The organism is Pseudomonas mediterranea CFBP 5447, from assembly GCF_000774145.1.
GTDB lineage: Bacteria > Pseudomonadota > Gammaproteobacteria > Pseudomonadales > Pseudomonadaceae > Aquipseudomonas > Aquipseudomonas mediterranea.
In genome coordinates, this window is the sequence record NZ_KN322986.1 from 1 (window position 1) to 13,227 (window position 13,227).

At 58.5% G+C, this 13,227-nt stretch carries 15 protein-coding genes; 9 read left to right on the forward strand and 6 right to left on the reverse strand.

Going from position 1 to position 13,227, the window contains the following annotated elements:
• Positions 1-44: 44 nt before the first annotated feature.
• Entirely contained in the window at positions 45-1,244 is a 1,200-nt protein-coding gene (gene tyrS / locus N005_RS16880) for a tyrosine--tRNA ligase (protein ID WP_047702258.1), read from the reverse strand.
• A 209-nt stretch (positions 1,245-1,453) separates the two neighbouring features.
• On the opposite strand from tyrS, the gene N005_RS16885 reads away from it, so the two are divergent.
• Complete coding sequence (locus tag N005_RS16885; RefSeq protein ID WP_047702259.1) at positions 1,454-2,869, forward strand: peptidoglycan DD-metalloendopeptidase family protein; 1,416 nt, start codon at positions 1,454-1,456, stop codon at positions 2,867-2,869.
• Between the two features lie 3 nt (positions 2,870-2,872).
• Complete coding sequence (locus tag N005_RS16890) at positions 2,873-3,964, forward strand: anhydro-N-acetylmuramic acid kinase (RefSeq protein ID WP_047702260.1); 1,092 nt, start codon at positions 2,873-2,875, stop codon at positions 3,962-3,964.
• 80 nt (positions 3,965-4,044) lie between these two features.
• On the opposite strand, the gene erpA is transcribed toward N005_RS16890, so the two are convergent.
• Both erpA and argC read right to left on the reverse strand, forming a co-directional pair.
• A complete protein-coding gene (gene erpA / locus N005_RS16895) occupies positions 4,045-4,395 on the reverse strand; it encodes an iron-sulfur cluster insertion protein ErpA (protein WP_003177727.1) in 351 nt (116 codons plus the stop codon).
• A 127-nt stretch (positions 4,396-4,522) separates the two neighbouring features.
• Complete coding sequence (gene argC, locus N005_RS16900) at positions 4,523-5,557, reverse strand: N-acetyl-gamma-glutamyl-phosphate reductase (protein WP_047702261.1); 1,035 nt, start codon at positions 5,555-5,557, stop codon at positions 4,523-4,525.
• A 133-nt stretch (positions 5,558-5,690) separates the two neighbouring features.
• On the opposite strand from argC, the gene hemJ reads away from it, so the two are divergent.
• The 6 genes from hemJ to coq7 all read left to right on the forward strand — a co-directional run bounded on the left by hemJ (position 5,691) and on the right by coq7 (position 10,127).
• Complete coding sequence (gene hemJ, locus N005_RS16905; RefSeq protein ID WP_047702262.1) at positions 5,691-6,122, forward strand: protoporphyrinogen oxidase HemJ; 432 nt, start codon at positions 5,691-5,693, stop codon at positions 6,120-6,122.
• Between the two features lie 35 nt (positions 6,123-6,157).
• On the forward strand, positions 6,158-7,126 hold the full coding sequence (locus tag N005_RS16910; RefSeq protein WP_047702263.1) for an NAD(P)H-dependent flavin oxidoreductase: 969 nt from the start codon (positions 6,158-6,160) through the stop codon (positions 7,124-7,126).
• A 53-nt stretch (positions 7,127-7,179) separates the two neighbouring features.
• A complete protein-coding gene (locus N005_RS16915; RefSeq protein WP_047702264.1) occupies positions 7,180-8,136 on the forward strand; it encodes a DUF805 domain-containing protein in 957 nt (318 codons plus the stop codon).
• 62 nt (positions 8,137-8,198) lie between these two features.
• Positions 8,199-8,987 (forward strand): SDR family NAD(P)-dependent oxidoreductase, encoded by a 789-nt coding sequence (locus tag N005_RS16920; RefSeq protein ID WP_047702265.1) that lies wholly within the window; start codon positions 8,199-8,201, stop codon positions 8,985-8,987.
• An 80-nt stretch (positions 8,988-9,067) separates the two neighbouring features.
• The gene (locus N005_RS16925) at positions 9,068-9,406 is read left to right on the forward strand and encodes a histidine triad nucleotide-binding protein (protein WP_047702266.1); all 339 of its coding nucleotides are present in this window, start codon (positions 9,068-9,070) and stop codon (positions 9,404-9,406) included.
• Between the two features lie 73 nt (positions 9,407-9,479).
• Positions 9,480-10,127 carry a 2-polyprenyl-3-methyl-6-methoxy-1,4-benzoquinone monooxygenase gene (gene coq7, locus N005_RS16930; RefSeq protein WP_047702267.1) on the forward strand — a complete coding sequence of 216 codons (648 nt, stop codon included), beginning with the start codon at positions 9,480-9,482 and terminating at the stop codon, positions 10,125-10,127.
• A gap of 68 nt (positions 10,128-10,195) precedes the next feature.
• Here the strand turns inward: coq7 and speD are convergent, their stop codons facing one another.
• Together speD and N005_RS16940 are read right to left on the reverse strand one after the other, a co-directional pair.
• A complete protein-coding gene (speD, locus tag N005_RS16935) occupies positions 10,196-10,990 on the reverse strand; it encodes an adenosylmethionine decarboxylase (RefSeq protein ID WP_024777437.1) in 795 nt (264 codons plus the stop codon).
• A 239-nt stretch (positions 10,991-11,229) separates the two neighbouring features.
• A complete protein-coding gene (locus tag N005_RS16940) occupies positions 11,230-11,652 on the reverse strand; it encodes an OsmC family protein (protein ID WP_003206127.1) in 423 nt (140 codons plus the stop codon).
• A gap of 238 nt (positions 11,653-11,890) precedes the next feature.
• Here N005_RS16940 and crp point away from each other — a divergent pair, with 238 nt between their 5' ends.
• Positions 11,891-12,535 carry a cAMP-activated global transcriptional regulator CRP gene (gene crp, locus N005_RS16945; protein WP_024777435.1) on the forward strand — a complete coding sequence of 215 codons (645 nt, stop codon included), beginning with the start codon at positions 11,891-11,893 and terminating at the stop codon, positions 12,533-12,535.
• Here the strand turns inward: crp and N005_RS16950 are convergent.
• Positions 12,532-13,227, reverse strand: coding sequence for a lipoate--protein ligase family protein (locus N005_RS16950; RefSeq protein WP_047702268.1), 696 nt, complete (start codon positions 13,225-13,227; stop codon positions 12,532-12,534). The genes crp and N005_RS16950 overlap by 4 nt on opposite strands.

Consider the following 13,227-nt stretch of genomic DNA (forward strand, 5'->3'; position numbering starts at 1 on the left):
AATTATAGAGACTCAGAATCTGCCGTCAACACCTATTTGCAGTCTTATTCGGATTTCAGCGTGATACGCGCAAAGGCCTTCTTACCGGCCTGGCATACATGGGTAGAACCCAGCTCATATATATAGGTGCGATCCACAACCTCGCCATCTATACGAACCCCACCCGAACCCAGGAGATCTCGCGCCACTGCCGCATTCTTGACCAGCCCCGCCTTATTAAGGACTGCGGCAATCGGCATGGACTCGGTAGCGGACAGCTCGATCTCCGGCAGATCATCCGGAAGCTCGCCATCCTTCATCCGATTACCCGCCGCACGGTGGGCATTGGCCGCAGCCTCTTCGCCATGGAAGCGAGCAACGATCTCCTCAGCAAGTTTTATCTTGATATCCCGCGGGTTGGCCCCCGCCTCGACATCTGCACGGAACGCATTGATCTCATCCATGGAGCGGAAGCTCAACAGCTCGAAATAACGCCACATCAACGCATCAGGGATGGAAACCAGCTTGCCGTACATGACTCCCGGTGCTTCCTGGATGCCAACGTAGTTGCCCAACGACTTGGACATCTTCTTCACACCATCCAGACCCTCCAGCAACGGCATGGTCAAGATGCACTGAGCTTCCTGGCCATAACCACGCTGCAGCTCACGCCCCATCAGCAGATTGAACTTCTGATCCGTGCCGCCGAGCTCAACGTCCGCGCGTAATGCGACCGAGTCATAACCCTGCACCAGCGGGTAGAGAAACTCATGGATGGCGATCGGCTGATTGGTTGTGTAGCGCTTATCGAAGTCATCGCGCTCGAGCATGCGAGCCACGGTGTACTGGGACGTCAGGCGGATGAAATCCGCCGGCCCCATCTGATCCATCCAGGTGGAGTTGAAAGCCACTTCGGTCTTGGCCGGATCGAGAATCTTGAATACCTGAGCCTTGTAGGTCTCGGCGTTATCGAGCACCTGCTCGCGAGTCAGCGGCGGACGCGTTGCGCTCTTCCCGCTCGGATCACCGATCATCCCGGTGAAGTCACCTATGAGGAAGATGACCTGATGCCCCAGATCCTGGAACTGACGCAGCTTGTTAATAAGCACGGTATGGCCCAGGTGCAGATCGGGCGCCGTCGGATCGAAACCAGCCTTGATACGCAGCGGCTGCCCGCGCTTGAGCTTCTCGATCAGCTCGGACTCGACCAACAGTTCTTCCGCACCACGTTTGATCAGCGCTAGCTGCTCTTCAACCGACTTCATAACAGACCCGCAAGGCTCAGATTCAAAGGGCCCCAACCATACAAGATCGCGCACCAAATACAAGGCTTGCCCGGCGCGCGGACGCCAATCCGCAAGCAGAGCGCGTCCGGGCTTGCTTCGCAGGGGATTTGGTTATATTTTATACAGTTATTTCATCTTCATCATGTCATTCATCTTTTCCAATTCATATTTCAAAAGCCAAATTACTTATGACCACAGAACCGTCTAAAGCGCCGCCGCTTTACCCAAAGACCCACCTGCTTGCCGCAAGCGGCATCGCAGCCCTCCTTAGCCTGGCGCTCCTGGTGTTTCCTTCCAGCGATGTTGAAGCCAAAAAGACGACTCTGAGTCTTGAACTGGAAAGCCCTGCTGAACAGCTGACACAAGAACAAGACGCTGCCGAAGCCGTTCAAGCCACAAACGAACCGGCTGCCTCTCCTTTCGCGCAGATAGACGATGGCGCCGAAGACACCACCGAGGCCGCCCAGGCACAGCCTCCGGCCGTGGAAGAGAAGAAAGAGCCGGGACACCGCGAGGTGATCGTGGCCAAGGGCGACACCCTGTCTACCCTCTTCGAGAAGGTTGGCCTGCCCGCCGCATCCGTCCATGAAGTGCTGGACAGCGACAAGCAAGCCAAGCAGTTCACCCAGTTGAAACACGGCCAGAAGCTCGAATTCGAACTCAACCCGGAAGGGCAACTGACCAGCCTGCACACCAAGCTGAGCGACCTGGAAAGCATCACCCTGACCAAGAATGACAAGGGTTATGTATTCAACCGCGTGACTGCCAAGCCAACCATACGCTCAGCGTACGTCCATGGCGTGATCAACAGTTCGCTGTCGCAATCGGCCGCACGTGCCGGCCTTTCCCATAGCCTGACAATGGACATGGCCAGTGTTTTTGGCTACGACATCGACTTCGCCCAGGATATTCGCCAGGGCGACGAGTTCGATGTCATCTACGAACAGAAAGTGGTCAATGGAAAGAGCGTTGGCAACGGTCCGATCCTTTCCGCGCGCTTCACCAACCGGGGCAAGACCTACACGGCAGTGCGCTATACCAACAAACAAGGCAACAGCAGTTACTACACCGCCGACGGCAACAGCATGCGCAAGGCCTTCATCCGCACACCGGTTGACTTCGCCCGCATCAGCTCGAAGTTCTCCGCAGGCCGTAAACACCCGATCCTGAACAAGATCCGCGCCCATAAAGGCGTCGACTATGCCGCCCCACGAGGCACGCCCATCAAGGCCGCCGGCGACGGCAAGGTACTGCTGGCCGGACGTCGTGGCGGTTATGGCAACACGGTGATCATCCAGCACGGCAATACCTATCGCACCTTGTACGGCCATATGCAGGGCTTCGCCAAAGGCGTGAAGACGGGCGGCACCGTCAAGCAAGGCCAGGTGATCGGCTATATCGGTACTACCGGCCTGTCCACCGGTCCGCACCTTCACTACGAATTCCAGGTCAACGGCGTTCACGTCGATCCACTCGGCCAGAAACTGCCGATGGCGGACCCGATCGCCAAGTCCGAGCGCGCGCGTTTCCTGGCGCAAAGCCAGCCCCTGATGGCTCGCATGGATCAAGAGAAAGCCACGCTGCTCGCCTCGAGCAAACGCTAAGCCATGGCGCTCTATATGGGTGTGATGTCCGGAACCAGCCTGGATGGCCTGGACATCGCGCTGGTAGAACTGACCCCGGCGATCAGACTGGTCGCCACGCATTACATTCCCATGCCCGACGCGCTGCGCACCGAGCTATTTGGCTTGTGCAGCAGCGGACCCGACGAAATCGCCCGCTCCGCCATTGCCCAGCAGAACTGGGTACGATTGGCGGCACAAGGCATTAATGCCCTGCTCGATAGCCAGAAGCTCAAGCCGGAGGATGTCAGGGCGGTTGGCAGCCATGGCCAGACCATCCGTCATGAACCAGCACGCGGCTTCACCGTGCAGATCGGCAATCCCGCACTGCTGAGCGAGCTGACCGGCATTACCGTCGTCAGCGATTTCCGCAGCCGCGACGTCGCCGCCGGCGGACAAGGCGCACCGCTGGTCCCCGCCTTTCACGAAGCCCTGTTTGAAGGGCGGACCGGCCACCGTGCCGTGTTGAATGTCGGCGGCTTCAGCAATCTCAGCCTGATAGAACCTGAAAAACCCGTGGCCGGTTTCGATTGCGGCCCGGGCAACGTACTGCTGGACGCCTGGATTCATCAACAGCGCCAGGAGCATTTTGATCGCGACGGCCAGTGGGCAGCGAGCGGCAAGGTGGAACCAACGCTGCTCAAGGCCCTGCTCAGCGACCCTTTCTTCCTGACCAAGGGCCCCAAAAGCACCGGACGGGAAGTGTTCAACCTGCCCTGGCTGACCCGGCATCTGTCGAATTTGCCCGTTTTTGCTGCCGAAGACGTACAGGCTACGTTGCTTGAACTGACGGCATTGACCATCGTCGAATCATTGCAAAGTGCCCAACCGGATACGGATGAGTTGCTGGTCTGCGGTGGCGGCGTGCATAACCGCACACTGATGAAGCGCCTGGCCGATCTCCTGCCGGACACCAAGGTCAGCAGCACGGCTGTTTATGGTGTAGACCCGGATTGGGTCGAAGCCATGGCCTTCGCGTGGCTTGCGCATTGCTGTCTGGAAAATATTCCCGCAAATCGCCCAAGCGTTACGGGCGCGCGCGGCTTACGTGTACTCGGCGCCATCTACCCCGCTTGATCCCGCAGGTTGATCTCTGGACAGCAAAACGCCGCAGAGCCCTAAGGCACTGCGGCGTTTTTGCTGAAGCTGTCGGCGGATCAGATCGAGAACGAAGAACCGCAACCACAAGTGGTAGTAGCGTTCGGATTCTTGATCACGAAACGTGAACCTTCCAGACCTTCCTGGTAGTCCACTTCGGCACCGGCCAAATACTGAAAGCTCATTGGATCGACCACCAGACTGACGCCTTCGCGCTCGACGATGGTGTCATCTTCGGCCACTTCTTCATCGAACGTGAAGCCGTACTGAAAACCCGAACAACCGCCGCCCGTCACGAAGACGCGCAGCTTCAAACGATCATTTCCCTCTTCATCGACGAGGCTCTTCACCTTGTGCGCGGCACCGTGGGTGAATTGCAAAGCTGTGGGAGTGAAGGTTTCGACGCTCATGCTGAATATCTCCCGGCGCTGACGCCGCCATAATGCCTAATGGCGGGCATTATCCGCTTCTCCTAGAAAATTGGTCAACTATTACAAGAGCAGCGGCAAGCTTCGCGCTTGCCGCCCACGGCTGTTGTCAAGGCAACATCCCCGCATGGGACAAGCCCAGCCGCTCATCCAGGCCGAACAGAATGTTCAGATTCTGCACCGCCTGACCGGACGCGCCCTTGACCAGGTTATCGATGACCGACAGCACCACGACCAGATCGCCGTCCTGCGGACGGTGCACCGCAATCCGGCAGACATTTGCCCCCCGTACACTGCGCGTTTCCGGGTGGCTGCCAGCGGGCATGACGTCGACGAACGGTTCGTCGGCATAACGCTTCTCGAACAGCGCCTGCAGGTCCACGGAGCGATCTGCAACGGTTGCGTACAGCGTGGAGTGGATGCCGCGGATCATGGGCGTCAGATGCGGCACGAACGTCAGGCCGACGTCCTTGCCCGCCGCCCGGCGCAGGCCCTGGCGAATTTCCGGCAGATGACGGTGACCTTTGACGGCGTAGGCTTTCATGCTTTCCGATGTCTCGGAGTACAAGGAACCGACGCTGGCACCGCGACCGGCACCACTGACACCGGATTTGCAATCGGCGATCAGCCGCGAGGCATCGGCAAGGCCGGCCTCGAGCAACGGCAGGAAGCCCAACTGCGTAGCGGTTGGATAACAACCCGGTACCGCAATCAGCCGTGCCTGCCGGATTTTCTCGCGGTTGACTTCCGGCAGCCCATAGACCGCCTCGTCCAGCAGCTCTGGGGCACCGTGAGGTTGCCCATACCATTTGGCCCATTCATCCGCGTCCTGCAGGCGGAAGTCCGCCGACAGGTCGATGACCTTGGTCCCGGCGGCCAGCAGTTCACCCGCCAGGGCGTGGGCGACACCATGCGGCGTAGCGAAGAACACCACGTCGCAGGCCCCCAGGGTCTTGATGTCTGGAACGCTGAACGCCAGGCCATCGTAATGGCCTCGCAGGTTCGGATACATGTCGGCAACGGCCAGACCGGCCTCGGATCGGGAGGTAATGACCACCACCTCAGCTTGCGGATGCTGTGCCAACAGACGCAGCAGTTCGACACCGGTGTAACCCGTGCCGCCGACGATACCGACCTTGACCATAAACCTGCCCTCAACGAACCCACTGGAAAGCCGTCGATGATAGGGGCCGCGCGGCTTGCCGACAACCGCCAAGGTGACGTGTGGCCGCATGAATGACTACTATCGAACTACCGTAAATTGGGAATCACCAAAAATGCTCTATCTGTGGCTCAAAGCACTTCACATTGTCAGCATGGTCTGCTGGTTCGCTGGCCTGTTCTATCTGCCTCGCCTGTTCGTCTATCACGCTCAAAGCGAGGACAGCGTCAGCAAGGAACGCTTCAGCATCATGGAACGCAAGTTGTATCGCGGCATCATGGGGCCGGCGATGATTGCCACCCTGGTGTTTGGCATCTGGCTGCTCAGTCTCAACGCCGGGGCCTATTTCGGCCAAAGCGCCTGGATGCATGCAAAGCTGACCCTGGTGGTGCTGCTGATCGGTTATCACCACATGTGCGGAGCCCAGGTGAAACGCTTCGCTCGCGGTGAAAACACCCGCAGCCATGTCTTTTATCGCTGGTTCAACGAAGTACCAGTATTGATACTGCTGGCTATCGTCATCCTGGTGGTCGTCCGACCGTTCTAACCTCCAATCGGCACTCTTCATCCGGGGCAATTCCAATGTCGCTACCCGCATTGCTTGAACAACGCTTGCGCCTGCCCGTCGTGGCGGCACCGATGTTCCTGATCTCCAATCCACAGTTGGTGCTGGCTTGCTGTCGTAACGGCATCGTCGGCAGTTTCCCCGCACTGAACCAGCGCGAAAGCAGCGGTTTCAAGACTTGGCTGGAAGAAATCGAAGCGGGCCTGGCGAACATGGAGAACCCGGCGCCCTATGCCGTCAACCTGATCGTTCATCAAAGCAATCCAAGGCTCCAGGCCGACCTGGCCATCTGCATCGAGCACAAGGTGCCGATCGTCATCACCAGCCTCGGCGCCGTCAAGGAGCTGGTCGATGCCGTCCACGGCTATGGGGGTCTGGTCTTCCACGACGTGACCACACGTCGTCATGCCGAGAAAGCCGCCGAAGCCGGTGTCGACGGCCTGATCGCCGTGGCCGCCGGTGCAGGCGGACATGCCGGGACCTGGAGCCCTTTTTCGCTGGTCGCCGAAATCCGCCAGTTCTTCGACAAGACCGTGCTGCTTGCGGGATGCCTGAACCACGGCCATCAGATTCTGGCTGCGCAGATGCTCGGCGCCGATTTGGCCTACCTGGGAACACGCTTTATCGGTACGACTGAAAGTCACGCGCCTGACGCCTATAAAGAGATGTTGCTCACATCCCGAGCCGCAGACATCGTGCATACTCCTGCCGTGTCCGGTGTGCCGGCGAGTTTCATGCGCCAAAGCCTGGAAAACGCAGGTTTTGACCTGGCCGCCCTGCAAGGCAAAAGTGACGCGGCTTCCGCTTCGAAACTCAAACCATTGAACGATGAAGCCAAAGCCTGGAAAACCGTCTGGTCCGCAGGTCAGGGCGTTGGGGAAATCAGTGATTTGCCAAGCGTCGACCAGTTGGTGGCGCGCCTGGATGAAGAATACAGTGAGGCCCAGGCCCGAGCGGTACAGCTTGGCGGCCGATGGCCCCGCTGACACTTGCCTGATCAACAACAAATATCAAACTTTCAATGACAAGGATGCCCGTCATGAGCGAAACCCGTTTCAACATCGTATTCGACGGAACCCTACTACCGGGCGTCGATGCAGCCACAGCCAAACTCAACCTCGCCAATCTGTTCAGGAGCGACATCAGCGCCATCGAGCGACTGTTCGGCGGACACAAGGTAGCCCTGAAAAGCAACTTGTCCCAGACCGAGGCGCAGAAGTACCTGGAAGCCCTCAACCAGAGTGGGATCGACGCACGCATCGAAGCCGAGCCAGCCCTCCAGCTGAATCTCGACGAAGTGCAGCAGTCGTCACCGCCAATGACCGCGCGTCATCCTGAATCGCTCATTGAACCGGCCTCCCCGTATGCGCCACCTCGGGCACATGTCGGCGACGCCGTTGCCGAGTACGCCACGCTCAAGCCGTTCAGCTTCGATGGGCGCATCGGACGCCTGCGATACCTTGCGTGGACCATGGCCCTGACCCTGGTCATGATGCTGGTGGTCGGCGCGGCATTCGCACTCGGGGCCGCATGGATCTTTACCTCCGGCTCGATAGCGGCAATGATCGTCGGCGGTTTGCTGGCAACGGTGGTATTCCTCGGCTTTGCCTACGTCAGCATTCAATTCAACGTTCAACGTCTGCATGACCTTGGCTGGTCCGGCTGGCTGTGGCTGCTGAACCTCATCCCATTCGTGGGCAGCGTCTTTCCGTTCGTGCTCATTTTTGCTCCCGGCAATGAAGGCGCCAACCGCTATGGTCCGCCACCGCCACGTAACAACACCGGGGTCAAGGTACTCGCGTCGCTCTGGCTCGTCATGATCGTACTGATCATCTTCGCCACAGTGGCTGGCGTCTTCAGCGCCATCGAGCAGGATTACGACACCAGCTCGCTGAGCAGCTACGAAAGCAGCGAATCCACGGATGAAGATGTCGCTGAACCAGCCGAAGAACCTGCCGAGGCAGAGGCACCTTCTGTAGACTCCGAGGAACAGTAAGCGCCCTTCGTTCCGGTGACAGTAAAGTCCACAGGCGACGGGCCGTTGTGATGGAGAACTGCATGACCCGTTACGCCCTGATCACCGGTGCCTCCAGCGGCATCGGCCTGGCCATGGCCGAAGCCTTGGCCAGGCGCGGCCGCAATCTGCTGCTGGTGGCTCGACAGCGCGATCGGTTGGAAAGTATTGCAATAGAACTGACCCAGCGGTTTGGCGTTGAAGTGCTTTTCCGGGCCTGCGACCTGGGGGAGCCGCTACGGCTTTCAGGTTTCCTGCTGGAACTGGAGGAAAGCGAGCGCCAGATCGATCTGCTGGTCAACTGCGCCGGGATGGGTACCTGCGGCCCGTTCCTCGGCCAGGACTGGATGACCGAGCAGGACCTGATCGAAGTCAACATCCTCGCCCTGACACGTCTCTGTCACGCCGTTGGTAATAGCATGGCATTGCATGGCGGCGGGCAGATCCTGAACGTCGCCTCGATTGCCGCTTTCCAACCGGGCCCCTGGATGAGCACCTATTACGCCAGCAAGGCCTATGTGCTGCACTTCTCCGAAGCACTGCGAGTCGAGCTGAAGAAATGCGCGATCAAGGTGTCGGTCCTTTGCCCGGGTCCGACCCAGACCGATTTTTTCGCCAAGGCCCATCTCGACGAACAGAAACTCAAGGACGGTAACCTGTTGATGAGCCCGGAAGAGGTGGCGCTGTATGCCGTGCGTGCGCTCGACAGAAACCGAGCAATCATCATCCCCGGACGCCGCAATCGCTGGCTCGCCGCGCTGCCGCGGCTAGGCTCGCGCTGGATGGTGCGAAGCATCGCCGGCCTGATCAACAAGGCGTACTGCCCACGCTGAATGAAATTTGAATGGAAACCCGGGCTCACCCGTCGAACCTTCAGTACACTCGACTTCCACAACCAAAGGGAGAAACAGCTGTGGATACTTTGTTTACCAAGATCATCAACCGGGAAATCCCGGCAAAGATCATCTACGAGGATGACCAGGTCCTGGCATTCCACGACATCGCCCCACAGGCGCCAGTGCATTTCCTGGTCATTCCGAAAAAACCGATTCGCACCCTCAATGACCTGACCGAGGAAGACAAGGGACTGGCCGGACATATCCTGTTCACAGCCCAGCGCCTCGCCAGGGAACAAGGCTGCGAGGACGGCTTCCGGGTGGTGATGAATTGCAATGAACTCGGTGGACAGACCGTCTATCACATTCATATGCACGTACTCGGGCAGCGCCAGATGAACTGGCCGCCGGGTTGATACCCTGACCCAACGCAAATCCTGAGCGGCCGATTGGGTTAAACTGGCCGCCATGATTTTTCCGGAGGTAAGCATGACTACCCAACGTCACTACTCGCCGATTGACCGCCTGCTGTTGCAGGCCGATGCCGCGATGCGCACGCTGTTGCCCTTCAGTGGTCAACCGTATCGCCCATCACCGGCCATCGTGCAGCCGGACGCACAACTGAGTGACGAGCAGACCCGCCATGTTGCCGGGCTGATGCGTATCAACCATACCGGCGAAGTCTGCGCCCAGGCGCTCTATCAAGGCCAGGCGCTGACAGCAAAGCTGCCGAAGGTACGCGAGGCGATGGAGCATGCCGCCGAGGAAGAAGTCGACCATCTGGTCTGGTGCGAACAACGCATTCGCCAGTTGGGCAGCCATACCAGCGTGCTGAATCCGCTGTTCTACGGGATGTCATTCGGAATCGGCGCCGTGGCCGGGCTGATCAGCGATAAGGTCAGCCTCGGTTTCGTTGCCGCCACCGAGCATCAGGTGTGTAAACACCTGAATGAACACCTGGATCAATTGCCGGCGGAGGATGAAAAGTCGCGGGCGATCCTGGAACAGATGCGCGAAGATGAAGAGCATCATGCCGAAAGCGCCCTGGAGGCCGGTGGTTTCCGCTTTCCAGCCCCGGTGAAATTCGGCATGAGTCTCCTGGCGAAGGTCATGACCAAGAGTACTTATCGGATCTGACAGAAACGCCCCTGAGCTTCAGGGAATGAAAAAAGGCGACTTATGTCGCCTTTTTCGTACCTGAAATTTCAGCGCGGCATGTTGCGTGCGTAGAAAATTTCCAGCATCTCATGTTTCACACGCTCTTCCACCTGGTCACGCTGTTCAGCAGACAGGTTGCTGGTGGCATCGCCGAACAGATAGTTGTCCAGTTCGAAGTCCTTGAGCAGCATCTTGGTGTGGAACAGGTTTTCCTGATACACGTTCACGTCGGTCATCTGATACGCGTCACGGGTGTCTTCGGACAGGTAGTTCTGAATCGAATTGATCTCGTGGTCGATGAAGTGCTTGTGACCTTCCACGTCGCGGGTGAAGCCACGCACGCGGTAATCCACGGTCACGATGTCCGAGTCGAACTGGTGGATCAGGAAGTTGAGCGCCTTGAGCGGTGAAATGACGCCACAGGTCGAAACATCGATGTCCACACGGAACGTCGCGATACCGTCCACCGGGTGTATTTCCGGGTAGGTATGTACCGTGATGTGGCTCTTGTCGAGGTGGGCCAGGATGATTTCGGGCAATGGGCCCGGGGACTCTTCGATCTGGCTGTCGGTCGGTGTCACCGGCTCTTCCGAGATCAGAATGGTCACGCTGGCGCCTTGGGGTTCATAGTCCTGACTGGCGATGTTCAGGATGTTGGCACCAATGATATCGACAACTTCCGTGAGGATCTGCGTGAGGCGCTTGGCGTTGTACTCTTTATTGATGTACTCGACGTAGGCCTGCTGGTCTTGCGGGGTTTCCGCATAGCAGATGTCATAGATGTTGAAGCTCAAGGTCTTTGTCAGGTTGTTGAAACCATGGAGCTTGAGTTTGCTTTTCACCGTTTGAAAACTCTCTGTGTATTGCGGCCCGGCCGCGTGATCAAGCATGCCCGTCAGATGCGAACGACGCATCTGCGTAGGACGGTTAACACCTCTTCGCGATGGCGATTTTGGTTGTCTGTCCAGACAAGCGACCGGTCAGGAGACCGGCCACTGCCCTGAAAAAAGTGGCGCATTATGCAGACGTCAGCTTCTGACCGCCAGAGCTTGCACCGCTTTTATGATGGTTGAATGTCGATTCAACCCAATTCGATGATTTCATAATCGTGGGTGATTTCAACACCGGCTGCGCCGAGCATGATCGAAGCCGAGCAATATTTCTCGGCGGACAGCTCGATGGCACGCTTGACCTGGGCTTCCTTCAGGGCCCGGCCCTTTACCACGAAGTGCATATGGATCTTGGTGAACACTTTCGGATCTTCGGTGGCGCGCTCCGCTTCCAGGAAGGCCTCACAACTTTCGACCGCCTGGCGCGACTTCTTGAGAATGCTGACGACGTCGAAGTTACTGCAACCTCCTACGCCCAGCAGGAGCATTTCCATCGGCCGGACACCCAGGTTCCGACCACCGGCTTCCGGTGGGCCGTCCATGACGACCACATGACCACTGCCTGACTCACCGAGGAACATGGCTTCGCCAGCCCATTGGATGCGTGCCTTCATCGCCAAGACTCCACTGTCTAAAAAAAGGGTCGCCAGCTTAGCACAGGGCCCCGGCATGACAGCCCTTGCCGTAAGTCGCCTGGGCCACCTCCATCCGGGTAAATTCTCGAATCAATTGAGAGTGCCTCTGTTAAGCTGGCGCCCAACCGCTGGCGTATCGCCAGCTCGTAGCGATTTGCCACTCGCTCCCATAAAAAAAACCAGACCAACACACCGCGCAGTATTTCGGGACACAACCATGGTTGCCATTACTCCCACATTCAAGATCAAGAATCTCGACAAGCTCTTGATGCATTGCCAGCGTCGTCGTTACCCAGCCAAACACAACATCATTTGCGCAGGCGACCGTTCCGAAACGCTGTTTTTCATCATCAAGGGATCGGTCACCATCCTGATCGAGGATGACGACGGCCGGGAAATGATCATCGCGTATCTCAACTCCGGAGATTTCTTCGGTGAGTTGGGGTTGTTCGAACAGGCGGGCAAGGAACAGGAGCGCAGCGCCTGGGTACGGAGCAAGATCGAATGTGAAGTCGCGGAAATCAGCTACAGCAAGTTCAGAGAGCTCTCCCTGCAAGATCCCGACATTCTCTACGTACTTAGCGGGCAGATCGCACAGCGCCTGCGTAATACCACTCGTAAGGTGGGCGACCTCGCCTTCTTCGATGTGACCGGTCGCGTCGCCCGCTGCCTGCTGGAACTGTGCAAGCAGCCCGATGCCATGACGCACCCCGACGGCATGCAGATCAAGGTCACCCGGCAGGAAATCGGTCGGATTGTCGGTTGCTCAAGGGAAATGGTGGGTCGTGTACTCAAGGATCTGGAGGAGCGCAACCTGGTCAACGTCAAAGGCAAGACCATGGTGGTGTTCGGAACGCGCTAGACCAGCACGCTGAGTAGATCCCGATAAAGCCCCTCGAGCCGCTCCAGCGCGTGGGGGGCCGGAAATCTCTCATGCAGGGCGATGTGGCTCTCGGCACGTACGCGTTGTTCCAGGCCGCAGGCCTCATTGAAGCGGTTGACCGCGGCGACCATCGAGTCGCGTTCGTTTTCCAGCAACAACGCTCCATGCACCAGCCCCACCGGGCGTTGCCCGCCTTTGCTCTGGCGCCAGCGCTGAGCGGTGCCGACCATTTTCCGATCGTCCAGATTGACATTGAATCGCCCGTCGCAAAACGCTCCGTCCACCTCTCCCAGAGAAGCCGCACCGCCCAATTCCTCGAGCAACTGGCAGATCGGGTCGCACAACCGGCGATACGCCGTTTCGATCCGGCCGTGATCGCCTTCGCTGCGCGGTGGCGCATAGACCAGCGCGATATTGACGGTCGCCGCCGATTGCGGCACCGGTTCGCCACCGGTTTCGCGCAGCAGCACAGGCCAGCCGTTGGCAGCCGAAACCTCGCAGGCGCGTTCGAACCCCGGCAGGCGACTCAAGCGACGCGGCATCACCAGGGCACGGTCATTGGGCTGCCAGAACAGCAGGCCAAACTCGGCATCGCCAGCGCAGACGCTGGCCAACAAATCCTGTTCGGCTTGCAGGCCAGCTTCGACGCGAAGAGAAATCACCGATGACAT

Coding starts and splice junctions, on each gene's coding strand:
- N005_RS16940 (WP_003206127.1), bottom strand. CDS start 11,652: ATGAAGGCACGCATCCAATGGGCTGGCGAAGCCATGTTCCTCGGTGAG.
- coq7 (WP_047702267.1), top strand. CDS start 9,480: ATGACTACCCAACGTCACTACTCGCCGATTGACCGCCTGCTGTTGCAG.
- erpA (WP_003177727.1), bottom strand. CDS start 4,395: ATGAGCGTCGAAACCTTCACTCCCACAGCTTTGCAATTCACCCACGGT.
- argC (WP_047702261.1), bottom strand. CDS start 5,557: ATGGTCAAGGTCGGTATCGTCGGCGGCACGGGTTACACCGGTGTCGAA.
- hemJ (WP_047702262.1), top strand. CDS start 5,691: ATGCTCTATCTGTGGCTCAAAGCACTTCACATTGTCAGCATGGTCTGC.
- N005_RS16920 (WP_047702265.1), top strand. CDS start 8,199: ATGACCCGTTACGCCCTGATCACCGGTGCCTCCAGCGGCATCGGCCTG.
- N005_RS16915 (WP_047702264.1), top strand. CDS start 7,180: ATGAGCGAAACCCGTTTCAACATCGTATTCGACGGAACCCTACTACCG.
- N005_RS16950 (WP_047702268.1), bottom strand. CDS start 13,227: ATGTCATCGGTGATTTCTCTTCGCGTCGAAGCTGGCCTGCAAGCCGAA.
- crp (WP_024777435.1), top strand. CDS start 11,891: ATGGTTGCCATTACTCCCACATTCAAGATCAAGAATCTCGACAAGCTC.
- N005_RS16890 (WP_047702260.1), top strand. CDS start 2,873: ATGGCGCTCTATATGGGTGTGATGTCCGGAACCAGCCTGGATGGCCTG.
- tyrS (WP_047702258.1), bottom strand. CDS start 1,244: ATGAAGTCGGTTGAAGAGCAGCTAGCGCTGATCAAACGTGGTGCGGAA.
- N005_RS16885 (WP_047702259.1), top strand. CDS start 1,454: ATGACCACAGAACCGTCTAAAGCGCCGCCGCTTTACCCAAAGACCCAC.
- N005_RS16910 (WP_047702263.1), top strand. CDS start 6,158: ATGTCGCTACCCGCATTGCTTGAACAACGCTTGCGCCTGCCCGTCGTG.